A 24,159-nucleotide genomic window follows, 5' to 3' on the forward strand; every position below is an offset into this window, starting at 1 on the left:
TGTCTACCCCGTTCACTCGGCGACGTCGATGATGCAGCGGTTGGATTCCACCCCCGCCGCCGTGACCACCTGGACGTCGACGCGGCCCGGCTCGGTCTCCGCGGGCACGGGGACGGTGAGCACGGAGTCCGAGGGGTTGGTGAACCCGCCCGCCACCGGGACCAGCGGCACGTGCACGTGGACCGCCCCGACGCGTACGACCAGCCGGGCGAGCATCTCCGGGGTCTGCGCGCCCGGCGGGACGAAGCCGACGCCGCGGATCTCGATGTCGTCGCCGGGCCGGACCGCCGCGTCGATGTCGCCGGGCTCGCGCCTGCGCACCACCGAGAGCACCAGCGGACGGCTGCCCTCGGCGTACTTCGCCGCGAGGTACACCGCCGCCGACAGCGCCACCAGCAGGGCCAGTGCCCATGGCAGCTGCGGCAGCCGGTCGGGGAAGCGGGCCAGCGACACCGCCGCGTAGGCCAGCACCACGGTGGAGACCAGCACGTACTGCGCGTCCGGGAAGCTGCCGCGGCCGTCGTCGTCCGTCAGCAGGTCCACCCCGCGCGGCCGGTCGGCCGGCAGCTTCTGCAGGCGCTGCCCCGCGATCCGTACGCAGACCACGCGGCGCACCAGCACCGCCACCGCCGAGGTCAGTGCGACCACCGACAGCAGCGGCAGCGCCCGCCCCAGCGCGAACCCCTCGTACAGGGCCTCGCGCTCGGGGCCGGGCGAGGAGGCGGCCAGCCGCAGCGCGGGCAGCAGCGCCGCGAACGCGGTCAGCACCAGCCAGGCGCTCGGCACCGCCTTCGAGGTGGACAGCCGGTTGTCCTCCCCGACGACCGGCGCCAGCAGCCCGCCGCGCAGCGACTGGGCGCGGGCGGCGGCGGTGAGCAGCCCTGCCAGCAGCAGCGCGGCCAGCAGCCCGGCGGTGCGGGCGGTGGACCAGCCGGTGCCGAGCGCGGTGCCGACCTGGACCAGCAGCAGCACCCCGGCGGCGATCCACAGGGCGAGCACGGCCCGCCGGGAGAACAGGTACAGCCAGGAGTTGCCGGCCTCCCGGCCCCGGTCGGCGACCGTGCGGGCGGACAGGGTCAGCTCGTCGGAGACCCACTGGCGGGAGGCGCCGAGGGAGTGGGCCACCGCGGCCGGCACGCCCTGCCCGGCGGCGAACTCGTCCCGTTTCTCCAGGAACGCGGCGACCGCTCTGCGGTGCCCCTCCCGTGCGCAGTCGTCGCAGGCGCAGACGGCGGTGTGGGTACTCCGGGACATCTCTTGGACAGCCACGTGCGTGCCGCCTCTCTGAACTACGGTGCGATGCCAGCGAATTGTGCACCACTGCGGCAGTGCTCCGGATTGCGCACGATGTCAGAGCAGGTGATTAACGGTTCATGATGTTGACGCCACGTCCTCGACGGTCTGCCACAGCGGCTGGTAGTTCACCCACGCGGCGAGATCACCGCCGAACCGCTCCCGGGTGGCCACGGCCGCGCGGTGGTCGACGGTCACCGGCTTCCCGGCCGCCCGCGCGATCAGCTGGACCTGCGCGGCCCGCTCCGCCGCGATGAACCACCAGACGGCCGCGTCCACCGAGCCGCCGACCGTCAGCAGCCCCTGGTTGCGCAGGACCAGCGCCTTGTACGGGCCGAGGGCGCGGGCGACCCGCCACGGGTCGGCGACGCCGTCGCCGGGGTACTCGTCCAGCAGCGCGTGGTCCTCGTAGAAGGCGCAGGCCTCCTGGGTGACCGGCGCCAGCAGTTCGCCGAGGCAGGCCAGCGCCCTGCCGTACGGGCCCTGCGCGCGGACCACCGCGACCGCGTCGGGCCGGGCCCGGTGCACGGCGGCGTGCACGGCGAAGGCCAGCTCGTTGAGCCGCCGGCCGCCCCGGAGCACCCGCCCGTCCCCGTCGGCCAGCAGCAGGTCCTCGGGGCGCAGGCTCGCGAAGGCCCGGCCGAAGGGGTTCACCCAGTAGCAGTCCTCGAACTCGGGGTCCCGCGCGGTGACGTGCCCCGAGACCCCGTCCTCGTACCCGAGGCGCCCCAGCAGGCGCAGCGCCCCGGCGAGCCGCTCCTTGCGGTGGGCGCGCTCGCGGGCCGGGTCCTCGTACGCGGGCGGCATCTCGAAGGCCAGCCGGTCCACCGGCACGGGTACGGGCTGGTCCGGCATGGCTGTCCCCCTCCTGCGGGATCGCGGTCGCGGCGCAAGGTACCGGCGCGGCCGCCAACAGGCCAGAGGAACGACGGAGCCGCCGCCCCCCGGAAGGGGAGCGGCGGCTCCGTCAGGCCCTGCGGGTGGGGACTACTCCCACTCGATGGTGCCCGGGGGCTTGCTCGTGCAGTCCAGGACCACGCGGTTCACGTCCGGCACCTCGTTGGTGATGCGGGTGGAGATCCGGGCGAGCACCTCGTACGGCATGCGCGTCCAGTCCGCGGTCATCGCGTCCTCGGAGGAGACGGGGCGCAGCACGATCGGGTGGCCGTAGGTGCGGCCGTCGCCCTGCACGCCGACGCTGCGGACGTCCGCGAGGAGGACGACCGGGCACTGCCAGATCTCCCGGTCGAGGCCGGCGGCGGTCAGCTCGTGGCGGGCGATGGCGTCGGCCTCGCGGAGCAGGTCCAGGCGCTCCTTGGTGACCTCGCCGACGATGCGGATGCCGAGGCCGGGGCCCGGGAAGGGCTGGCGCTGGACGATCTCCTCGGGCAGGCCGAGCTCCTGGCCGACCATCCGGACCTCGTCCTTGAACAGCTGGCGCAGCGGCTCGACGAGCTCGAACTCGATGTCGTCGGGGAGGCCGCCCACGTTGTGGTGGGACTTGATGTTGGCGGTGCCGGTGCCGCCGCCGGACTCCACGACGTCCGGGTACAGGGTGCCCTGGACGAGGAACGCGACCGCCGGGCCGTCCTCCTGGAGGATCTCCAGCTGGGCCTGCTCGAAGACGCGGATGAACTCGCGGCCGATGATCTTGCGCTTGGTCTCCGGGTCGGAGACGCCGGCCAGCGCGGTCAGGAAGCGCTCCTGCGCGTCGACGACCTTCAGCTGCACGCCGGTGGCCGCGACGAAGTCCTTCTCGACCTGCTCGGTCTCGCCCTTGCGCATCAGGCCGTGGTCGACGTAGACGCAGGTGAGCTGGGAGCCGATGGCCTTCTGGACGAGGGCCGCGGCGACCGCGGAGTCCACGCCGCCGGACAGGCCGCAGATGGCGCGCTTGTCGCCGACCTGCGCCTTGATCGCCGCGATCTGCTCCTCGACGATGTTGCCGGTGGTCCAGGTGGGCTTCAGGCCCGCGCCCCGGTACAGGAAGTGCTCCAGGACCTGCTGGCCGTGCGTGGAGTGCATCACCTCGGGGTGGTACTGCACGCCGTAGAGCTTCTGCTCGTCGTTCTCGAAGGCCGCGACCGGGACGACGTTCGTCGACGCGGTGACGGTGAAGCCCTCCGGGGCGGCGGAGCAGGCGTCGCCGTGGGACATCCACACCGACTGGTGCTCGGGGGTGCCCTCGAACAGGGTGGAGCCGGTCTTGGAGACGGCCAGCGGGGTGCGGCCGTACTCGCGGGCGCCGGTGTTGTCGACGGTGCCGCCGAGGGTCGTCGCCATCAGCTGGAAGCCGTAGCACATGCCGAAGACCGGGACGCCGGAGCCGAAGAGGGCGGCGGCGTCGTCCAGGCGCGGGGCGCCCTCCTCGTACACGGAGGACGGGCCGCCGGAGAGGATGATCGCCTTCGGGTCCTTGGCGAGCATCTCGGCCACGGGCATCGTGCTGGGCACGATCTCGCTGTAGACGCGGGCCTCGCGGACGCGGCGGGCGATGAGCTGGGCGTACTGCGCGCCGAAGTCGACGACGAGGACCGTGTCCGGGGCGCTGTCGTGGGCGGCGGAGGGTGCTTCTGGCACGGGGCGGCCTTCCGGCGGAAAGTGGTGGCTGTTTTGTCGATTCTACCGGTGGCGCCGGGCGCGGGTTTGTCGCACCATCCGAGGCCCACGTCACGCCGGGGGCGCCCCGGGGTCCGGGCGCGGGCCGCCGCCGGGGCGTCTCAGCATCCGGGCCCGGTTGGCCCGGACGCCCCCGGGGGGCCATAATCCACACCATGCGCAAGCAGCTGAGCTTCCTCTTTACCTATGGCACCGGCCGGTCCGGTCGCCATGGGTCCGCGTGATGCTCGCTTGAGCCGCTGACTTCCCAGAGCGCCCCGGTCCGACAGGACCGGGGCGCTCTGCGTTTCCGCTCCTGCCGGGCCACCACCCACCACAGGAGAGACGCCATGACCACGACCACCACCACCCCCGAGCAGCTGATCGCCGGTTCCCGCGAGCGCATCGACGCCCTCGACGACCGGATCATCGGGCTGATCCAGGAGCGGATGGCCGTGTCGGCCGTCATCCAGGAAGCGCGGATCGGCGCGGGCGGCCGGCGGGTGCACCTGTCACGCGAGATGGAGGTGCTCTCCCATTGGAGCGATGCTCTCGGCAAGCCCGGGACCGCCCTCGCGATGACCCTGCTGGAGCTGTGCCGGGGCCGCGTCTGACCGCGCGGGCGCCCGATCGTCACCCGTTCGGCACCCGTCCGGGCCGTGACCGGGCCGGGGGCCCTTCGTTGGTGAGGTTGTCCGTGCCAGCCAGGCGCGGGAGGCAGCACCACGCGTGGCTCCACGGGAGCGATGAGACGCGACGCCCGACGGCGCGCGTCGTGGGACCTCGCTCCCCTCGTGTGACCGGACGGCAGGGGACAGCAGCCCGGTCACCCCATGAGGACGGCCGGCCCGGGGGACGCCCCGGGCCGGCCGTTCGTGTTTCCGCGGTCCTGCGCGGTGCTGCGCGCGGCTACGCGTGCGCGCCGCCGCCGTTCCGGCGGCGGAAGGACAGGTACAGCGCGGCGCCGACGGCGAACAGGCCGACGGCGGCGATGCCGACCAGGCCGGCCGTGCTGCCGGTGGAGGCCAGCGGGCCGTTGCTGCGGCCGGCGGCGCCCGAGGCGTTGTTGCCGGTGGTGGAGCCGGTGCTGCCGCTCGCGGTGGGCGAGGGGCTCGTCGGGGGGATCGTGGTCGGCGGGGTGTTCGTCGGCGACGTGGTCGAGGTGGCCGTCGGGTTCGCCGTGAAGGCGGCCTGGTTGTTGGTCAGCACCTTGTCGAAGGCGTGCCGGGTGAGGTCGCCCTTGGCGTCGAGGGTGCCGACGGTGACGGCGCCCTTGGCGTCCTTCACGGCCTTCTCGATCTTCACCTCGAAGGGGAACTCCAGCTTCTCCTTCTCCAGCACGGACGTACCGGTGGCGCAGCGGTACTGCGCCGCCCGTACCTCGCGGCAGGCCGCCGGGGCCGTGAGGACCTTCACGCCCTTCGGGAACACCACGTCGACCAGGGCCGCGGGGCCGTTTCCGGTGCCGGTGACCCAGGCGGGACCGTTGTTGCGCGCGGCCACGACGGCCTTGACGGTCGCGCCCGCGGCGCCCTTGACCGTGAGGTCCTCGGCCGCGAAGTCGGCGGTGTTGTCCACCGTGAGGTCGGCCGTGCGCTTGTTGTCGGCCTCGTTCAGGTCGGGGGCGCGCAGCGGGGCGGGGGCGGCCTCCGCCTTCTTGCGGGCGACCAGCTTGCGGCCCGCGGTGGTCGCGGAACCGGCCGTGTCGGGCTTCTTGGCGTCGGGCGCCTTGGCGTCCGTGGCCTTCTGGGGGGCTGCCGCCGGGTAGATGCCGTAGGCGAAGCGCTCGTTGAGGGCGTTCGCGCCGGCCTTCAGGTGCAGCGGGCTGTCGCCGGCCAGCTCGTAGGTGGCCTTGGCCTCGAAGTCCCCCTCGACCGTGCAGACCACGGTGTTGGAGGTGCGGTCGGTGCGGTAGGCGCAGTTGTCGTAGCGCTCCGGGAGCTCCAGGCCGCGGGTGGCCTCCAGTTCCAGGATCACGCCCTTCGCCGGCTGGGTGCCCTCGTTGCTGAACGCGAGGGGCAGGGTCTGGCTCTCGCCCGGCTTGGGGTCCGTCTTGAGGGCCAGCTTCCGCATGACCAGGTCGGGGCCGCCGATCGTGAGGGTGGTCTCGGCGCCGGTGACGGTGGCGCCGGCGGCCGTCCCGGTCACCTTGACCGCGCCCTTGGCGCCTTCCTTGGCGCCCTTCTCGGCGGTGGCCACCAGGTCCACTCCGGGGCGCGGGCCCTTGTCCTTGCAGACCAGCTTGGTGCCGTCCTCCACGCACTTCTGGGGTGCGCCGGGGGTCTCCTTGACGGAGGCGATGCCGGCGACCGCGGCCCGGTCGACGGTGAAGGTGAACTCGCCGGCGAAGGCGCCGGTGTCCGCCAGCCGGAAGGACACGGCCACCGGCTGCGGGGAGCCCGTCTCCGGGTGGGGGCGGAGGGCGAGGTCGGACTGCCCGGCCAGGCGGAAGACGGGGTCCGCGGATTCGGCGGCCATCGCGGTGGGGGTGGTCAGCCCCACGGCCACCAGGCCGCACGCGGCCAGCAGGGAGATGCGCTGTCTCATGCCCCCCTTGACCCCCGGACCGCCGCCCCGGTTGCACGGTTCCCCGTGTGACCGACACCACAGCTTGCCGCAAAGGATTCCGGTACAACCTTTTTCGGCAACCGCCTGTCCACTCTTGTACTGCGGCGGGTACCGCGCTCGGAGGGGGAGCGCGGTACCCGCCGCAGCCGTGTTCCCGGGGTCAGTGCTCCGGTTCCGGTTGCCTGGGCGGGATTTCGGGGACCGCGAGGAACGGCAGCCGCAGGGCGCCGAAGGCCTCCTTGGGGACGGCCGGGCTGACCGGCTCCACCGCCTCCAGCCGTCGGTACGCCTCCCCCTGCGCGGGCCGCCGGTCCGCCTCGCCCTTGTTGGGCCAGTACGACATCGCCCGCTCGGCCTGCGCCGTGATGGTCAGCGACGGGTTGACCCCGAGGTTCGCGGAGACCGCCGAGCCGTCGACCACCGAGATGCCCGGGTGCCCGTACAGCCGGTGGTACGGGTCCACCACCCCTTCCTCGGCTGAGGCTCCGATCGGGCAGCCGCCGAGGAAGTGCGCGGTCAGCGGGGTGCCCATCAGCTCGCCGATGTTGCTGCCCGGGAAGCCGTTGATCTCCTCGGCCAGCAGTGTCGCGGCCTCGGTGGCCTCGGCGATCTGCACCGGGTTGGGCGCCCCGTGGCCCTGCCGGGCCGTCAGCAGGCCCTTGCCGATGCCGCCGGGCTTGCGGTAGGTGGTCAGGGAGTTGTCCAGGGACTGCATGACCAGGCCGATGATGGTCCGCTCCGACCAGCGCCGGTTCGACAGGGAGCGCAGCAGCTGCACCGGGTGGGTGGCGGTGCGGGCGAACCAGGCCCGGACCCGGTGCCTGGCGTGCGGCACCTGGAGGATCGTCATGAACCCCATGGCGTTGGAGCCCCGGCCGTAGCGGACGGGCTCGATGTGGGTGTCGGCGTTGGGGTGCACGGACGAGGTGATGGCGACGCCCCGGGTGAAGTCCGCCCGCGCCCCGGCCCCGTGCCGCCTGCGGTAGCGGCGGTCGTCGGTCTGGGCGCCGACCAGGCCCTCGGAGTTGGTCCGGGTCAGGTCGCCGAGCCGGGCCGAGATCCGCGGGAGCTCGCCGCGGTCCTTCATGGTGTGCAGCAGGGTCTGGGTGCCGTACGTGCCCGCCGCGACGACCACCTGCCGGGCGCGCAGCACCTGCACCCGGCCCCTGCGGCGGTCGGAGGTGGGGACCGTGCGGACCCGGTAGCCGCCGTCGGGGTGCTCGGAGAGCGCGGTGACGGTGGTCATGGGGCGGATCTCCGCCCCGGCCTTCTCGGCGAGGTGCAGGTAGTTCTCGTTGAGGGTGTTCTTCGCCCCGTGCCGGCAGCCCGTCATGCACTCGCCGCATTCGGTGCAGGCCTTGCGGGCGGGTCCGGCGCCGCCGAAGTACGGGTCGGGGACCTCCTGGCCCGGGCGGACCCGGCCCCGGCCGTCCGCGTCCTCGCCGTCGCCGAAGAAGACGCCGACCGGCGCCATGTGGAAGGAGTCCCCGACGCCCATCTTCTCGGCGACGGCCTTCAGGTGGACGTCGGAGGGGGTGAGCGTCGGGTTGAGCCGTACGCCGAGCATCCGCTTGGCCTGGTCGTAGTACGGGGCGAGTTCCGCCCGCCAGTCGGTGATGGAGGCCCACTGCCGGTCCTCGAAGAAGGCGGCGGGCGGCACGTACAGGGTGTTGGCGTAGTTGAGCGAGCCGCCGCCCACCCCGGCGCCCGCCAGGACCATCACGTTGCCGAGCAGGTGGATGCGCTGGATCCCGTACAGCCCGAGGGCGGGCGCCCACAGGTAGTTGCGCAGGTCCCAGCTGTTGCGGGGCAGGTCCTGACGGGCGAAGCGGCGCCCCGCCTCCAGGACGCCGACCCGGTAGCCCTTCTCGGTCAGGCGGAGCGCCGAGACAGCCCCGCCGAAGCCCGATCCGATGACGATGACGTCGTAGTCGTACGCGTGGTCGCGGTCGTGCGCGTGGTCGTGAGGCACGGGTTCCCCTTAGCGCAGTCGGAGGGCCTTGAGGACCTTGAGGCTGCTCGTCATGAAGCGGGCGTACTGCTCGTCGTCCATGCCGAGCGAGGGGGCCATCGGGAGCAGCCGCTGGTGGGCGACGGTCTGCGCCTCGGTGTACTTGAGGATGCCCTCGGAGCCGTGCCGGCGGCCGAGGCCGGAGTCCTTCATGCCGCCCATGGGGGCCTGGGCGCTGCCGTAGGCGGGGGCGTAGCCGTCGTTGATGTTGACGGTGCCGGTGCGCAGCCGGGCGGCGACGGCGTGGCCGCGGCGGGCGTCCTTGGTCCAGACGCTGGAGTTGAGGCCGTAGGGGGTGGCGTTGGCCTGGGCGACGGCCTCGTCCTCGTCGGTGAACCGGTAGACCGAGACGACCGGGCCGAAGGTCTCCTCGGCGCAGACCGACATGGGGGCCTCGACCCCGTCGAGGATGGTGGGCTCGTAGAAGAGCGGGCCGATGTCGGGGCGGGCGGTGCCGCCGGCGACGAGGGTGGCGCCCTTGGCGACGGCCTCGTCCACGTGCCGCTGCACGGTCTCCAGCTGGCGTTCGCCGACGAGGGAGCCCATGTCGGCGCCGTAGGCGAGGGAGGCGCCAAGCCGCATGGCCCTGGTCCGGGCGGCGAAGCGCTCGACGAAGGCGTCGGCGATCGAGGCGTGGACGTAGAGCCGCTCGATGGAGATGCAGAGCTGGCCGGCGGAGGAGAAGCAGGCGCGGACGGCGCCCGCGGCCGCCTTCTCGACGTCGGCGTCGTGCAGGACGAGCATGGCGTTCTTGCCGCCGAGTTCGAGGGAGACGCCGACCAGCCGGGCGGCGGCCCCCTGGGCCACCTCGCGGCCGGTGCGGGTGGAGCCGGTGAAGGAGACGTAGTCGGCGTGCCGGACCACCTCGGGGCCGACGACCGGGCCCTCGCCGAGGACGACCTGGAACACCTCGGCGGGCAGTCCGGCCTCGACGAGCAGGTCGCGGGCCCACAGGGCGGTCAGCGCGGTCTCGGTGTCGGGCTTCATCACGACGGCGTTGCCCGAGACGAAGGCGGGCAGGGCGTCGCCGACGGAGAGTTCGAGGGGGTAGTTCCAGGGGGCGATCTGGCCGACGACCCCGCGCGGCTGGCGCAGCTCGGTGACCTTGGTCAGGGTCGGCATGGCGCCGGTGTGGCCCTTGGGGCGCAGGTACGAGGGCGCCTTGCGGCCGTAGTGGCGGGCGGCGACGGCGACGGCCTGCACCTCCTCGTGGGCGTGCAGGCGCGCCTTGCCGGTCTCCAGCTGGATGAGGTCGAGGACCTCGGACTGCCGGGCGAGGACCAGGTCGTGGAAGCGCAGCAGTACGGCGGCGCGCTGCCGTACGGGGACGGCGGCCCAGGCGGGCTGGGCGGCGCGGGCCTTCGCGAAGGCGGTGGCCACGTCCTCGGGGGTGGCCTCGGGGAGGTCCGCCAGCTTCTCCCCGGTGAAGGGGGTGTGGTTGGCGGTCCGGCCGGAGCCGATCACTCCGCGGGTGAGCCGGGTGACCAGGGCGGGGGTCACCACGTCGGCGGCGGTGCGGGCGCCTGCCGGGGCCGGGGCGACCGGGTTGGTGGGCTGCGGTGCGGAGCGGAGGGTGGCGGCGGGGGCCTGCGAGTCCGTCATGGCGGTGAGCGTATTGGGCGGGCGGGCCTTTGGGTACCCGTGGGTAACCGGATTTTGCCAAATCTGCCAGTGATCGCTGGCAGGATGGCCGGGGAGCGGGCCCCGGGCCCCCTCGCCGGCCCGTTCCGGGGCCTCGGCCCGGCCCGGTCCGGCGCCTCAGCCCGTGCCGGCCGGCTCCCAGCCGCTGAGCACCGTGTCGAACTGCTGGCGGGTCGTGGACCAGTCGGCCACGGGGCCCGTCATGTAGATCGCGTACTCGGTGCCGTTCGGGGCGTAGTACATCTGCTCGATGGCCCGGCGCGGCCCGGCGTGCACCCCCTTCTCGGTCCACGTGAAGTCCCACAGCACGGCGTTGGTGCTCCCCCGGAAGGTGTTCGGGGCGAGCTTCTGCCGCTTGTAGTCCGTCCGCTTCGCCACCTGCTTCTCCAGGTCGAGCACGTGCGCGTACGGGTCCTTGTAGTCCGGGGTGGGGTCGGCGGCGATGCGGATGTAGTGCTTGCCGTCGTCCCCGGTGTAGTCGATCTGGTCGCCGAACACCTGGCGCTTCCAGCCCTTGGGGACGAACAGGGTGAAGCCCTTCGGGTCGGTGACCTTCTCCCACCCGTCCGGCGGGGCGGCGGCCTTCTGGCCGGTCTCGCCGGTCTGGCCGTCCGGGGCGCTGGTGTTCTTGTCGGAGCCGCCGCCCTTGTCCGCCTCCCCGTCGTCGCCGGTGTACTTCAGCATCCCGAAGACGGCGCCGCCGCCGAGCAGCGCCGCGACCACGGCCACCGCCGCGACCCGCCGCACCCGGCCCGGCGGGCGCACCGCGGGGGCCGCGGGCTGCTCGGGCGGGGCGGTGGGCGCGGCCGGGACGGGTGTGGGGGCGGGCGCCGGGGTAGGGGCGGGGGCCTCCTGGGCGGGGGCCTGGGCGGAGGCCCGCTCCTCGTCGGTCACCGGGCGCGTGGGCACGTACGCCTGGGCGGCCTTCGGCTCGCGGCCCTCCATCGCCTCCAGCAGCATCCGCTCGGCCTCCGCGGCCGAGGGCCGCTCGGCCGGGTCCTTGCGCAGCAGCGCCGTGATGACCGGGCCCAGGGCGCCGGACTGGCGGGGCACGGGCGGCTCGTCGTTCACCACGGCCTGGAGGCTGGAGATCGGCGAGGTGCGGCGGAAGGGCGAGCGGGCCTCGACGGCCGTGTACAGGGTGGCGCCCAGCGACCACAGGTCGGAGGACGGGTCGGGGGCGCCGCCCGTGACCCGCTCCGGGGCCAGGTAGTCGATGGAGCCGACGAGTTCACCCGTCCGCGTGATCGACGAGTCGCCCTCGATCGCGGCGATCCCGAAGTCGGTCAGCAGCACCCGGCCGTCCTTGGCCAGCAGCACGTTGCCCGGCTTCACGTCCCGGTGCATCACCCCGACCGCGTGCGCGGCGCGCAGCGCGCCCAGCACGTGCAGGCCGATCCGGGCCGCCTCGCGGGGCTCGATCCGGCCCGCGGCCTTGGCCGCCTCGGCCAGAGAGGGGCCGTCGATGTGCTCCATGACGATCCACGGCCGGTCGTCGTGCTCCAGCACGTCGTGCACGGTCACCACCGCCGGATGCTGGATCCGGGCCGCCGCCCGCGCCTCCTTCTGCGTGCGGGCGTGCATGACCTCCCGGTCGGCCTGGGACACGTAGAGTCCCGCCGTCAGTTCCTTGACCGCGACCGTTCTGTGCAGCAGCTCGTCATGCGCGCGCCACACCTTCCCCATGCCCCCGCTGCCGATGGGCTCCACGAGCCGGTACCGGCCTGCGAGCACCGCACCCGCGCCTGTCTGCTGTTCCACGAATTCCCGCCGCTCTGTGCACTCCACGCCAGATTACGGAGCCTGCGGGCGCTGCCGGAACAAGGCGGGGCCCGTAAACCGGCACTGTGACGCAATCGCCGTACTGATCGTCCGTCAGCCCCCGGCTTTGTAACTCGCCGTTGCCTTCTCGAAGACGTCCGTGACCTTGTCCTGGTTGTCCTCCGGTCCCGTGACCATCACGACGTGGTAGGCGCCGCCGAGCGCGACGACGAAATTGCGGGCGAAGAGGGACCGGCCCGCCGCGTCGATCCAGGTGTAGCGGCCCGTGACCCGCAACTGCTGGCCCACCTTCGTCGACTTCACGTCCCCGCCGGACGCCCAGGTGGAGTTGCGGTACGGGGCCAGCTCCGGCTCCTTGTCCTTCTGGTAGCCCAGCGGATCCGGATCGCGGCCCTCGACCCGGTCCCGGCCCGGGACCACGATCAGGGTGAACTGCCCCTGGGTGTAGCGCACCTGCCCGGCCTCGTTGATGGACTGCCGCTCCCAGCCGTTCGGCACGGCGATGCTGAAGTGCGCCGGGTCCTGCTGGACGGTGTAGCCCTCCGGCGCGGGCGCCTCGGCCTGCGGGGCCGGCTTGGACTCCGGGGCTCCGCTCGGGGTGCGCCCGGGGGTCTGCGCAGGCGGGGACGCCGGGCCCTGCTGGGGGCTGCCGGGCGCGGGGGCGGACGCCGCCGGGCTCTGGGCGGCCGCGGGCTCCCGGCCGGAGTCCGCGGCGCGGGGCAGGAAGACCATCGCGTACGCCACACCGCCCGCGAGCAGGGCCAGTACGCCGACGAGCAGCAGCCGGCCGAGGGAGCGCGGCTTGCCGGGGGCGGCGGGGTTGCGGTGGCGGCCGTGCAGCTCGCCGCGGCGGCGGGGGACGGGCAGCCGGGCGGGGTCCGGGTCGGGCATCGGGAGGCCGGCGAAGTCCCCGTCGGGCTCGGGGGCGGAGCGGACCAGCGAGCGGAGCCAGCCGCGCAGCTCCTCGAAGTCGGGCCGTTCGGCCGGGTCCTGGCGCAGCAGGGACTCCACGACCGGGCGCAGCGGGCCGCAGTCCTCGGCGAAGGCGGGCGGCTCGGCGCAGACCATCTCGACGAGCTCCGCGACGCTGTCCTCGGGGTAGGGGGCGTGCCCCTGGACGGCCCGGTACAGCAGGGCTCCGAGGGCCCACAGGTCGGCGGCGGGGCCGACGGGCGCGGCCAGCTGCCAGTTGCCGTGGACGGGGCCGGCCGCCTGCTCGGGCGCCCACCGCTCGGTGAGGGGGCCGACGACGGCCATCCGGGTCTGCCGGGCCCGCTCGGCGTCGAGGCCGGTGCGGGGGCCGCCCCAGGCCCGACCGGCGTCCGCCGCCCGGACGGCGGCGGGGGCTACGGCCGGGACGGGTTCGGGGGCTGCGGCGGGGCGCGCGGCCGGCCGGCGGACCGGCTGCGGGGGCGCGGGGGCCGCCGGGGGTTCGGCCTGGAGGTAGCCCTGCGGGAGGGCGAGCTGGGCGGGCAGCGCGGGCCGGGACGGGGCGGGTTCCGGCTGCGGTGCGGGCCCCGGCTGCTCGGGCCGCGCCTCCGGCTCCGGCTCCGGCTCCGGTCGCTGCGCCCGCTCCGGCTCCGGCTCCGGCGGTGTCTGCGGCCCGGCCGGGCGGCGGGGGGCCACCCCGTGCCAGGGGGTGGCGGCGGTGTCGGGCCCCCCGTACGGGTACGCGTACTCCTGGGGCAGGTTGGCCCCGGTCGGCGGCAGCACCGGCACGACCACGGGGCCCCGCCCGGCGCGCTGCCGCGCCACCTCGGCATCGGCCGCCCGGGTCCCGGCCCGGTACGCGGCGACGGTCCCGGCGCGGGCGGCCGCCTCGGCGGCGGCCCGGTCCTGCGGGGGCGGCAACGGCTGTGGCTGCGGGGTGATGTGGTCGGTGTAGCGCGGCCCGGTGTCGTAGCCGGGCGCCACCAGCGGCGCGTACCGGGGCCCCTCGTCGCGGGCTACCTCGTCGCGGGATCCGGCGGGCGGGTGTTCCGGCGCGGGGTCCGGGGGCGGCGGCGGAGTGCCCCAGGCGGCGTCCGCGTCCGCGTCCCCGCCCGGCTCCCCGGTGTCCGGCGGCGGCACCGGGTCGTACCCGCACAGGGCCTCCTCGGCGGCGCCGGCCGCCAGGCCCGTCAGGACGACGCGTCCGTCCTCGCATATGAGCACGGTCCGGGCCGTGATGTTGCGGTGCGTCCAGCCGTGCGCGTGCAGCACGCGCAGCGCGGTCAGCACGTCGGAGGCGACCTCCGCGGCCCGGTAGGGGCCGAGCGGTTCGTCGGCGATCAGCGCGGCCAGCGGCCTGGCGGGGACGAGTTCGCTCACTATCCACAGCGAGCCGTCCTCCGCGAACACGTCGAAGACCTGGTCGAGGCGGGGGTGGTCCGGCACGGAGGCGGCCGCCTGGGCGGCCGCGATCGCCCGCCGGACGGCGGGCAGTTCCCCGGCGGCCGGGGTGTGCGCACCCGTTCCGTCGAGCAGTTCGGCGTCCACCACCTCGGGCAACGGAACCTGCCTGACCAGGACTTCCTGCCCGCTGCGCGTATCGAAGGCGCGGGTCTCCACGAGCTCGTACTCGTCGGACGGCGGGATCGGCAGACGGTAGCGGTCGGACAGGATACGGCCGGCGTAGTCCTCCACATCGCCTCCCCCGAGTGCGGTTCCCCCATGGCCCCGCTGGACACGATACGTCGCCGGGGCCGCCCGCGTCCCGGGCTTGCGAGGCCCGTCAGCCCAACGGCTGGAAGGTCTGGAAGGCGGTGTCGCGCAGCTGCGTGCATTCGGGGCCGTCCCACTGGTCGGCCGCGCAGCTGATCATGATGGCGTAACCGTGGGTGGCGTCCGCCTTGAAGCCGCGGTTGAGGACGCGGACCCGGGTGCCCTGCTGCTCCCGCTCGAACTCCCAGTCCGCGACGGTCGGGTAGTTGCGGTAGCTCACCGATTCCAGGCGTATCAGGCGGTAGCCCTTGCTGCTGCCCGCGACGGCCGGGGCGAGCTTCGTCCAGGCGAGGCGGGCATCGCTGCCGGGGCTGCCGGTGTAGTCGACCTGGATCCTCGGGAAGCCGCCGTCGCGGCTGTATATCGCGCCGGAGTTCTCGCCGGCGGTACCGGTCTGGCGGAAGCCCTCGGGCATCGCCATCGAGAAGTGGAACCCGAGGTCCGTCACGGTGGCGAAGCCGGCCGGGAGTCCGCCGGAGCCGCCGGGGCTGGCGCCCTGGCCCTGGCTCTGGCTCTGTCCCTGCGCCGGGTTCTGGCCCTGGCCCTGGCCCTGGCTCTGCCCCTGGTCGGCGCCGGGGGTGCCGCTGGGCTCGGGCGTGCCCGGGGTGCCGCTCGGGTGCGCGCTCGGCGAGGAACCGGCCGACGCGGAGGGCCCGTTGCCGGCGGAGGCGCCGGGCGAGGCGCTGCCGGAGGCGGTGGGGCCGCCCTTGCCCTCGTTCTTGCGGCCGGTGTCCTTGCCGTCGCCCCTGACCAGGTACGCGATGAGCGAGCCGACCACCGCGAGGACCACGACCACCGCGGCTATGGCCAGCACGATGGTGCGGCGCGGCACCACGTCGGTGAGCGAGGGGCCGGGCTGCGCGGGCCGGGCCGGCGGCGCCTCGGCCGCGGCAGCTGCGGCGGCCTCGGCGGCGGCCGCCTTGCGGGCGGCCTTCAGCGCGGCGCGGGTCCGCTCGCGCTGCTCGCGCTCACGGCGCTCGCGTTCCTTCTTCGCGGCCTTCTCGGCCGCCGCGTCGGCCTTGGAGAGGGAGATCGGGCGGGTCTCCTCGGCCGGCGGGACCGGCTGCGGGGCCGCGACCGGCTCGGGGGCGTTGATGACGGCGGTGAGCATCGTCCGCGCCTGCTCCTCTCCGAGGCGCAGGGCGGGGTCCTTGACCAGCAGTCCGTAGATGACCTCGGTCAGCGGGCCGCCGGCGTTCTGCGGCGGGTCCACGGGCTCGGTCATCACCGCGGTGAGCGTGGCGAGGGCGTTGCCCTTGTCGTACGGGGGCACGCCCTCGACGGCCGCGTACAGCAGTCCGCCGAGGGACCACATGTCGGCGGGCGGGCCGGGCTTCGCGCCGCGGGCGCGCTCCGGGGAGATGTAGGAGGGGGCGCCGACGAGCATGCCGGTGGAGGTGATGGAGGGGTCGCCCTCCACCTGGGCGATCCCGAAGTCGGTGAGCACGACGCGGCCGGAGGCGGCGATCAGCACGTTGGACGGCTTCACGTCGCGGTGCAGGATCCCCTGGCGGTGGGCGGCGCGGAGCACGTCGAGCACGGCGAGGCCGACCTCGGCCGCGCGGTGCGGGGTCAGGGGGCCGTTCTCCCGGATGAACTCGGCGAGGGAGGGGCCCTCGATGAGCTCCATGACGATCCAGGGGCGGGCGTCCTCGTCGACGACGTCGAAGACGGTGACGGCGCCTTCGTTGCGGATCCGCGCGATGGCCTTGGCCTCGCGGAGGGTCCGGGTGATGAGGCGGCGCTTCTCGTCCTCGTCGACGCCGTTGCCGAAGCGGAGTTCCTTGACGGCGACCGTGCGGCCGAGGACCTCGTCCTCGGCGCGCCACACGGTGCCCATGCCGCCCTTGCCGAGCACGGCGCCGAGCCGGTACCGCCCGGCCAGCAACCGCCCCTCGCGCCGCGCCTCTTCGGCCGCCTCGTCACCGGCGGACCCGGACCCGGACACCGCATCCGCCCCGCCGGCGGACTCACCCTGCGCGGACTCCGCCCCGGCGGGTGCCGCACCGACGGCTTCGCCCTTCGCCGACACCGCCGCGGCAGAGGCGGGCTTCCGCACGCTCACCCCGGCGGACCCACCCTTGACGGGGGCGTCCTTCGCGGGGGCCTCCTCGGCGGAGTCGCCCTCGGCCGCTGACGACTTGGCGGGCACGCCCTTCGCGGGCGCCGCGTCGGCAGGGGCCGCACTGGCGGCTTCGCCCTTCGCAGGCTCCGCCCCGGCGGGCGCACCCTTCCGCACGCTCACCCCGGCGGACGCACCCTTGACGGGAACGTCCTTCGCAGGGGCCGCCTTGGCCGGCGCGTCCTGCACCGGTGCGTCCTTCACGGGCTCCGCCTCCGCAGCTGCCGCCCCGGCAGGGTCGTCCTCGACGGGGCCACCCTCGGCCGCGGGCGACTTGACCGGCGCGTCCTTCGCCACGCTGACCTTCGCGGGGGCGTCCCCGGCGGGGGTCTCCTCCGCTCGGGTGTCCTGCGCCGAGGCGGGGGGCTCAACGTCCCCGGACGGCACGGGCTTCGGGGACGGGGGCTTCGCCGCGGCAGCGGAAGCGCGCTGGCGGGGTACGGCGCCGGGCTCGGACGACGACGCCTTCGCAGCGGCAGCGGAGTCGGCAGCCACCGCCCCGTCATCCCGCTTCGCCGTAGGCGCCCCGGCAGACGACTCGGTGTGCTCCGGCTTCGACATGCGTCCCCTCTGCGATCGTGCAGCCTGCCCCGGCTGCCTCGGCAGCCGCCGGGGGGCACGGTAATCCACCCCGGCAGAAACCTCATTGTTGCTCACTCCGCATCCGACGGGAGCCCCGGGTCCGCCGGTTCCCCCTCCTGTATCTCGGAGTTACAACGGGACGATGTCGGGCGCCCCCAGCCGTGCCGCGTCCGCCGTCTGGTCGTCCGGCTGGCGCTGTGATTCCCGCTCCGCCTGGACCCGCTTCTCGTAGTGCTCGACCTCCTTCTCGATCTGCTGCTTGTCCCAGCCCAGCACCGGAGCCATCAATTCCGCACACTCGCGCGCCGATCGCGTCCCCCGGTCGAAGGTCTCGATGGAGATCCGGGTCCGCCGCGTCAGCACGTCGTCCAGGTGCCGCGCGCCCTCGTGCGAGGCGGCGTAGACGATTTCCGCCCGCAGGTAGTCCTCCGCCCCGGTCACCGCCTCCCCGAGCCCCCGGTCGGCCGCGATCAGGTCGAGCAGCTCCTCCGTCAGGGATCCGTAGCGGTTCAACAGGTGTTCCACCCGCACCACATGGAGCCCCGTCCGCGCGGCGATGCGGGCCCGGCCGTTCCACAGGGCCCGGTAGCCCTCCGCCCCCACCAGCGGGACGTCCTCCGTCACGCACGCCGCGACCCGCTGGTCCAGCCCGTGCACCGCCTCGTCGACCGCGTCCTTCGCCATCACCCGGTAGGTCGTGTACTTGCCGCCCGCGACCACCACCAGGCCCGGCACCGGATGGGCCACCGTGTGCTCGCGGGAGAGCTTGCTCGTCGCGTCCGACTCCCCGGCCAGCAGCGGCCGCAGGCCCGCGTAGACGCCCTGGACGTCGTCCCGCGTGAGCGGCACGGCCAGCACCGAGTTCACGTGCTCCAGCAGGTAGTCGATGTCCGCGCTCGACGCCGCCGGGTGCGCCTTGTCCAGGTCCCAGTCCGTGTCCGTGGTGCCCACGATCCAGTGCCGGCCCCACGGGATCACGAACAGCACCGACTTCTCGGTCCGCAGGATCAGCCCGGTGGTCGAGTGGATCCGGTCCTTCGGCACGACCAGGTGGATGCCCTTGGAGGCGCGCACGTGGAACTGCCCGCGCTCCCCGATCAGCGCCTGCGTGTCGTCCGTCCACACGCCCGTCGCGTTCACGACCTGCTTCGCGCGGATCTCGTACTCGCCTCCGCCCTCCACGTCGCGCACCCGGGCCCCGACCACCCGCTCGCCCTCACGCAGGAAGCCGACCACCCTCGCCCGATTGGCGCAGTGCGCCCCGTACGCGGCGGCCGTACGGACGAGCGTGGCGACGTAGCGCGCGTCGTCCATCTGGGCGTCGTAGTACTGGAGGGCGCCCACCAGGGCGTCCTTGCGCAGGGCCGGGGCGATCCGCAGGGCCCGCTTGCGCGTGAGGTGGCGGTGGGTGGGCAGGCCGCGCCCGTGTCCGCTGGAGACGGACATCGCGTCGTACAGGGCCACGCCCGAGCCCGCGTAGAAGCGCTCCCAGCCCTTGTGCTGGAGCGGGTACAGGAAGGGCACGGGTTTGACGAGGTGCGGGGCGAGGCGCTCCAGCAGCAGCCCGCGCTCCTTGAGCGCCTCCCGTACGAGGGCGAAGTCGAGCATCTCCAGGTAGCGCAGGCCGCCGTGGATCAGCTTGCTCGACCGGCTCGACGTCCCGGACGCCCAGTCGCGCGCCTCCACCAGGCCCGTGGACAGGCCTCTGGTCACGGCGTCCAGCGCGGTGCCCGCACCGACCACGCCGGCGCCGACGACCAGCACGTCCACTTCCCGCTCGGCCATCCGGGTGAGCGCCTCCGTGCGCTGTGCCGGTCCCAGTGTCGCTGTCCTCACGGCTGCCTCCCGTCGGTGCGGGCCCGTACCCGCTCGGTGCGGGTGATCCCGCTCACATCGCCCGCTTCTCGATTCTGACCGGCCGCACCCGACTCAGCCACCGCCTGTGGACAACACAACGGCGACCACCACCCCACAATGCGACATATCTGTCATATATACGCCTAGTCTGACATTGCGCCAGCTCCAGTCGTCCACAGGACTTGCGCGCACCGCCCCCTCATGCATGCCAGGGAAGGGAAGGGACGGCCCCCCATGCCCGCAGATCTCGCCGTCATCGGACTCGGCCACCTCGGCCTCCCCCTCGCCCAGGCGGCCGTCGCCGCCGGGATCGAGACCGTCGGCTACGACAGCGGCCCCGCCACGGACAGCACCCTCACCGCCGCCGAGATCCGCCGCATGTCGGCGGCCGGCTTCCGGGTCACCACCAACCCCGCAGAGCTCGGCCGGGTCCGCACCGCCGTCATCTGCGCCCCCACCCAGCTCGGCGCCGACCGCGCGCTCGACCTCGGGGCCGTCGGCGAGGCGGGCCGCACCCTCGCCGCCCGGCTGCGCCCGCACACCACCGTGATCCTGGAGTCCGCCGCCCACCCCGGCGTCACCGAGGACTACCTGCGGCCCATCCTCGAAGAGGGCTCCGGCCTGCGGGCCGGCCGGGACTTCCACCTGGCCTACTCCCCCAGCCGCCTCGACCCCGGCAACCGGACCCACACCATCTCCAACACCCCCAAGGTGATCGGCGGCCTCACCCCCGCCTGCACCGAGTCCGCGCACGCCTTCTACGCCCGCCTCACCGAGAAGGTCGTACGTGCCCGGGGCCTGCGCGAGGCCGAGACCGTACAGCTCCTGGAGACCAACTACCGGCACGTCAACATCGCCCTGATGAACGAGATGGCCGTCCTCTGCCACGACCTCGGCGTCGACCTGTGGGACGTCATCCGCTGCGCCGAGACCAAGCCGTACGGCTTCCAGGCCTTCCGCCCCGGCCCCGGCGTCGGCGGCCACGGCGTCCCCCTCGACCCCAACTACCTCCCCCACACCACCCGCACCCCCGGCCACCCCCTGCGCATGGTCGGGCTGGCGCAGGAGATCAACAACCGGATGCCGCAGTACGTCATCCAGCGCTGCGCCACCCTGCTGAACGAACACGGCAAGTCCGCGCGCGGCGCCCGCGTCCTCCTGCTGGGCGTCACCTACAAGCCCGACCTCGCCGACCAGGAGGGCTCACCGGCCCGGGAGATCGCCAGCCGGCTCCTCGACCTGGGGGCGCTGATCAGCTACCACGACCCGTACATCGCGGGCTGGCGGGTCCGCGACCAGCCCGTACCGCGCGCCGACTCCCTCTACGAGGCCGCCGCCAGCGCCGACCTGACGATCCTGCTCCAGCACCACCGCACGTACGACATGCAGGGCCTGGCGGTGAAGGCGCAGCTCCTCCTCGACACCCGCGGCGCCAGCCCGGCCGGCGCCGCCCACCGCCTCTGACCGCACCCCGGCCCAGGTCACGACCGGATCCCAGTCCGATCACCCGACCGAAATCCCCCGGCGGAACTCCACCATCCGCTGTTAGCCTGCGGGTCACTTATCCCGCACTTACGCCCTCAGGGCCCCGTGCACCGAATCCCTGGGGGGGATTTCATGAGCCAGGACTTCCAGCCGCCCGCGCCCACGCCCTACGCCGAGGCACCCGCCCCGGCCCCGGCCCGCAAGGGCAACGTCGGCCTGGGCGTCGTCGCCGCGGTCGTCGCGGGCCTGGTCGCCGCGGCGGCGTACGGCGGCATCATGTACGCCATCGACCGGGAGCGCTCCTTCGGCGCGATCGGCATCGGCGTCCTCGTCGGCTACGCCGCCGGCAAGATCGGCGGCCGCAGCCCGGTCCTGCTCCCGGTCGCCGGCCTGGTCGCGATCGGCTCCGTCTACCTCGGCAAGATGTTCCTCTTCGCGCTCGCCCTGGCCGAACTGAAGGACACGGGCGTGACCGACGTGATCGACGTCATCGGCATCGGCGGCCTGAACGGCATCGTCAAGGAGAGCATGGACTTCATGTCCTACGTCTTCATCGGCGTCGGCGCGCTCGTCGCCGTCGGGGCGGCCAAGAAGGCCAACGACTGACCCCGCGCGTACGCCGGAGGGCCGGCACCCCACAGGGGGTGCCGGCCCTCCGGCGTACGTGCGGTGGGGGTCAGCGGCTGTGCTGCGAGTCCGCGACGGTGACCTCGACGCGCTGGAACTCCTTGAGCTCGCTGTAGCCCGTGGTGGCCATCGAGCGGCGGAGCGCGCCGAAGAAGTTCATCGAGCCGTCCGGGGTGTGCGACGGGCCCGTGAGGATCTCCTCGGTGGTGCCGACGGTGCCGAGGTCGACCTTCTTGCCGCGCGGCACGTCCTCGTGGACGGCCTCCATGCCCCAGTGGTTGCCCTTGCCCGGCGCGTCGGTGGCGCGGGCCAGCGGGGAGCCCATCATCACGGCGTCGGCGCCGCAGGCCACGGCCTTCGGGATGTCGCCGGACCAGCCCACGCCGCCGTCGGCGATGACGTGGACGTAGCGGCCGCCGGACTCGTCCATGTAGTCGCGGCGGGCCGCGGCCACGTCCGCGACGGCGGTGGCCATCGGGACCTGGATGCCGAGCACGTTGCGCGTGGTGTGCGCGGCGCCGCCGCCGAAGCCGACGAGGACGCCCGCCGCGCCGGTGCGCATCAGGTGCAGGGCCGCCGTGTAGGTGGCGCAGCCGCCGACGATGACCGGGACGTCGAGCTCGTAGATGAACTGCTTGAGGTTCAGCGGCTCGGCGGCGCCGGAGACGTGCTCGGCCGAGACGGTGGTGCCGCGGATCACGAAGATGTCCACGCCCGCGTCGACGACGGCCTTGGAGAACTGCGCGGTGCGCTGCGGGGAGAGCGCGGCGGCGGTCACGACGCCCGAGTCGCGCACCTCCTTGATCCGCTGACCGATCAGGTCGGCCTGGATCGGCGCGGCGTAGATCTCCTGGAGACGGCGGGTGGCCGTCGCCTCGTCCAGCTCCGCGATCTCGTCCAGCAGCGGCTGCGGGTCCTCGTAGCGGGTCCACAGGCCTTCGAGGTTCAGCACGCCGAGGCCGCCGAGCTCGCCGATGCGGATCGCGGTCTGCGGGGAGACCACCGAGTCCATGGGGGCGGCCAGGAAGGGGAGCTCGAAGCGGTACGCGTCGATCTGCCAGGCGATCGAGACCTCCTTCGGGTCCCGCGTACGCCGGCTGGGGACGATGGCGATGTCGTCGAAGGCGTACGCCCGGCGGCCGCGCTTGCCGCGCCCGATCTCGATCTCAGTCACGTGTGGTGGCCTTTCCTCTGGGTCTGCCCGTCCAGTATCCCCGAACGGCGGGGAGCCGCGTTCCGGTGACCGCTGTACGGACGACCCCGGACACGCCCGAGGGGGCGGGCCCGGCCGGGCCCGCCCCCTCGGGCGATCGTCGTGCTCAGCCCTTACGGGAGTAGTTCGGCGCTTCCACCGTCATCTGGATGTCGTGCGGGTGGCTCTCCTTGAGGCCCGCCGAGGTGATCCGGACGAAGCGGCCCCGGTCCTGCAGCTCGGGGACGGTGCGGCCGCCGACGTAGAACATCGACTGGCGCAGGCCGCCGACCAGCTGGTGGACGACCGCGGACAGCGGGCCGCGGTAGGGCACCTGGCCCTCGATGCCCTCGGGGATGAGCTTGTCGTCGCCGCCCACGCCCTCCTGGAAGTAGCGGTCCTTGGAGAAGGACTTGCGCTCGCCGCGGGACTGCATCGCGCCGAGCGAGCCCATGCCGCGGTACGACTTGAACTGCTTGCCGTTGATGAAGAGCAGCTCGCCCGGGGACTCCTCGCAGCCCGCGAGCAGCGAGCCGAGCATCACCGTGTCGGCGCCCGCGACGAGGGCCTTCGCGATGTCGCCGGAGTACTGGAGGCCGCCGTCACCGATGACGGGGACGCCCGCGGCCTTGGCGGCGAGGGCGGCCTCGTAGATCGCGGTGACCTGCGGGACGCCGATGCCGGCGACGACGCGGGTGGTGCAGATGGAGCCGGGGCCGACCCCGACCTTGATGCCGTCGCAGCCGGCGTCGACCAGCGACTGGGCGCCGTCGCGGGTGGCGACGTTGCCGCCGATGACGTCGACGGAGGAGTTCGACTTGATCTTGGAGACCATGTCGCCGACCAGGCGGGAGTGGCCGTGGGCGGTGTCGACGACGATGAAGTCGGCGCCCGCCTCGATCAGGGCCTGGGCGCGCTCGTACGCGTCGCCGGCGACGCCGACGGCGGCGCCGACCAGCAGGCGGCCGTCCTTGTCCTTGGCGGCGTTGGGGTACTTCTCGGCCTTGACGAAGTCCTTGACCGTGATAAGGCCCTTGAGGATGCCCGCCTCGTCGACCAGCGGAAGCTTCTCGATCTTGTGGCGGCGCAGCAGCTCCATGGCGTCCACGCCGGAGATGCCGACCTTGCCGGTGACCAGCGGCATCGGGGTCATGACCTCGCGCACCTGGCGGCTGCGGTCCGACTCGAAGGCCATGTCGCGGTTGGTGACGATGCCGAGCAGCTTGCCGGCGGGGTCGGTGACCGGGACGCCGGAGATGCGGAACTTGGCGCAGAGCTCGTCGGCCTCGCGCAGCGTCGCGTCCGGGTGCACCGTGATCGGGTCGGTGACCATGCCGGACTCGGAGCGCTTGACCAGGTCGACCTGGTTGGCCTGGTCGGCGATGGAGAGGTTGCGGTGCAGCACGCCCACGCCGCCCTGGCGGGCCATCGCGATGGCCATGCGGGACTCGGTGACCTTGTCCATGGCTGCCGACAGCAGCGGAACGTTCACGCGGACGTTGCGCGAGATGAGCGAGGAGGTGTCGATCTCGTCCGGAGCCATGTCCGACGCGCCCGGCAGCAGCAGCACGTCGTCGTAGGTCAGTCCGAGCGTGGCGAATTTGTCGGGTACTCCGTCGGCGGTCATGACACCTTCCAAATGGTCTTGCTCAGCGCGGATGTCCATGCTAACGGGATCCCGGGGCGTCTCATTCCACG

At 73.7% G+C, this 24,159-nt stretch carries 15 protein-coding genes; 3 read left to right on the forward strand and 12 right to left on the reverse strand.

The features are described 5' to 3' along the window. Positions 1 to 12 precede the first annotated feature (12 nt). From ACIPW5_RS21015 to guaA, 3 genes are all read right to left on the reverse strand, one after another. A complete protein-coding gene (locus tag ACIPW5_RS21015) occupies positions 13 to 1,254 on the reverse strand; it encodes a hypothetical protein (protein ID WP_401247217.1) in 1,242 nt (413 codons plus the stop codon). Between the two features lie 117 nt (positions 1,255 to 1,371). Next, complete coding sequence (locus ACIPW5_RS21020; RefSeq protein WP_401246918.1) at positions 1,372 to 2,148, reverse strand: class II aldolase/adducin family protein; 777 nt, start codon at positions 2,146 to 2,148, stop codon at positions 1,372 to 1,374. Between the two features lie 132 nt (positions 2,149 to 2,280). Then, complete coding sequence (gene guaA / locus ACIPW5_RS21025) at positions 2,281 to 3,873, reverse strand: glutamine-hydrolyzing GMP synthase (protein WP_401246921.1); 1,593 nt, start codon at positions 3,871 to 3,873, stop codon at positions 2,281 to 2,283. A gap of 320 nt (positions 3,874 to 4,193) precedes the next feature. Between guaA and ACIPW5_RS21030 the strand changes: the two genes are divergently transcribed. Next, positions 4,194 to 4,505, forward strand: a complete 312-nt coding sequence (locus ACIPW5_RS21030) for a chorismate mutase (RefSeq protein ID WP_401247220.1) — start codon at positions 4,194 to 4,196, stop codon at positions 4,503 to 4,505. 295 nt (positions 4,506 to 4,800) lie between these two features. On the opposite strand, the gene ACIPW5_RS21035 is transcribed toward ACIPW5_RS21030, so the two are convergent. The 7 genes from ACIPW5_RS21035 to ACIPW5_RS21065 all read right to left on the reverse strand — a co-directional run bounded on the left by ACIPW5_RS21035 (position 4,801) and on the right by ACIPW5_RS21065 (position 19,136). Next, complete coding sequence (locus tag ACIPW5_RS21035; protein WP_401246924.1) at positions 4,801 to 6,438, reverse strand: hypothetical protein; 1,638 nt, start codon at positions 6,436 to 6,438, stop codon at positions 4,801 to 4,803. 181 nt (positions 6,439 to 6,619) lie between these two features. Further along, positions 6,620 to 8,431, reverse strand: a complete 1,812-nt coding sequence (locus ACIPW5_RS21040) for a GMC oxidoreductase (protein ID WP_401246927.1) — start codon at positions 8,429 to 8,431, stop codon at positions 6,620 to 6,622. 9 nt (positions 8,432 to 8,440) lie between these two features. Next, entirely contained in the window at positions 8,441 to 10,072 is a 1,632-nt protein-coding gene (locus ACIPW5_RS21045) for a succinic semialdehyde dehydrogenase (protein ID WP_401246930.1), read from the reverse strand. A 156-nt stretch (positions 10,073 to 10,228) separates the two neighbouring features. After that, a complete protein-coding gene (locus ACIPW5_RS21050; protein ID WP_401246933.1) occupies positions 10,229 to 11,872 on the reverse strand; it encodes a serine/threonine-protein kinase in 1,644 nt (547 codons plus the stop codon). 114 nt (positions 11,873 to 11,986) lie between these two features. After that, positions 11,987 to 14,518 (reverse strand): protein kinase, encoded by a 2,532-nt coding sequence (locus ACIPW5_RS21055; protein WP_401246936.1) that lies wholly within the window; start codon positions 14,516 to 14,518, stop codon positions 11,987 to 11,989. A gap of 88 nt (positions 14,519 to 14,606) precedes the next feature. Then, the gene (locus tag ACIPW5_RS21060; protein WP_401246939.1) at positions 14,607 to 17,279 is read right to left on the reverse strand and encodes a protein kinase; all 2,673 of its coding nucleotides are present in this window, start codon (positions 17,277 to 17,279) and stop codon (positions 14,607 to 14,609) included. A gap of 150 nt (positions 17,280 to 17,429) precedes the next feature. Beyond that, on the reverse strand, positions 17,430 to 19,136 hold the full coding sequence (locus tag ACIPW5_RS21065) for a glycerol-3-phosphate dehydrogenase/oxidase (protein ID WP_401246941.1): 1,707 nt from the start codon (positions 19,134 to 19,136) through the stop codon (positions 17,430 to 17,432). A 255-nt stretch (positions 19,137 to 19,391) separates the two neighbouring features. Here ACIPW5_RS21065 and ACIPW5_RS21070 point away from each other — a divergent pair, with 255 nt between their 5' ends. Together ACIPW5_RS21070 and ACIPW5_RS21075 are read left to right on the forward strand one after the other, a co-directional pair. Next, on the forward strand, positions 19,392 to 20,621 hold the full coding sequence (locus tag ACIPW5_RS21070) for a nucleotide sugar dehydrogenase (protein WP_401246943.1): 1,230 nt from the start codon (positions 19,392 to 19,394) through the stop codon (positions 20,619 to 20,621). 153 nt (positions 20,622 to 20,774) lie between these two features. After that, a complete protein-coding gene (locus tag ACIPW5_RS21075; protein WP_401246946.1) occupies positions 20,775 to 21,248 on the forward strand; it encodes a hypothetical protein in 474 nt (157 codons plus the stop codon). A gap of 70 nt (positions 21,249 to 21,318) precedes the next feature. Here ACIPW5_RS21075 and ACIPW5_RS21080 read toward each other — a convergent pair whose 3' ends face one another. Together ACIPW5_RS21080 and guaB are read right to left on the reverse strand one after the other, a co-directional pair. Then, entirely contained in the window at positions 21,319 to 22,443 is a 1,125-nt protein-coding gene (locus ACIPW5_RS21080) for a GuaB3 family IMP dehydrogenase-related protein (protein WP_385761775.1), read from the reverse strand. Positions 22,444 to 22,588: 145 nt separating this feature from the next. Next, a complete protein-coding gene (guaB, locus tag ACIPW5_RS21085) occupies positions 22,589 to 24,088 on the reverse strand; it encodes an IMP dehydrogenase (RefSeq protein WP_401246948.1) in 1,500 nt (499 codons plus the stop codon). Positions 24,089 to 24,159 lie beyond the last annotated feature (71 nt).

The organism is Streptomyces sp. NPDC090077 (assembly GCF_044747545.1).
In the GTDB taxonomy this organism is placed as follows: domain Bacteria; phylum Actinomycetota; class Actinomycetes; order Streptomycetales; family Streptomycetaceae; genus Streptomyces.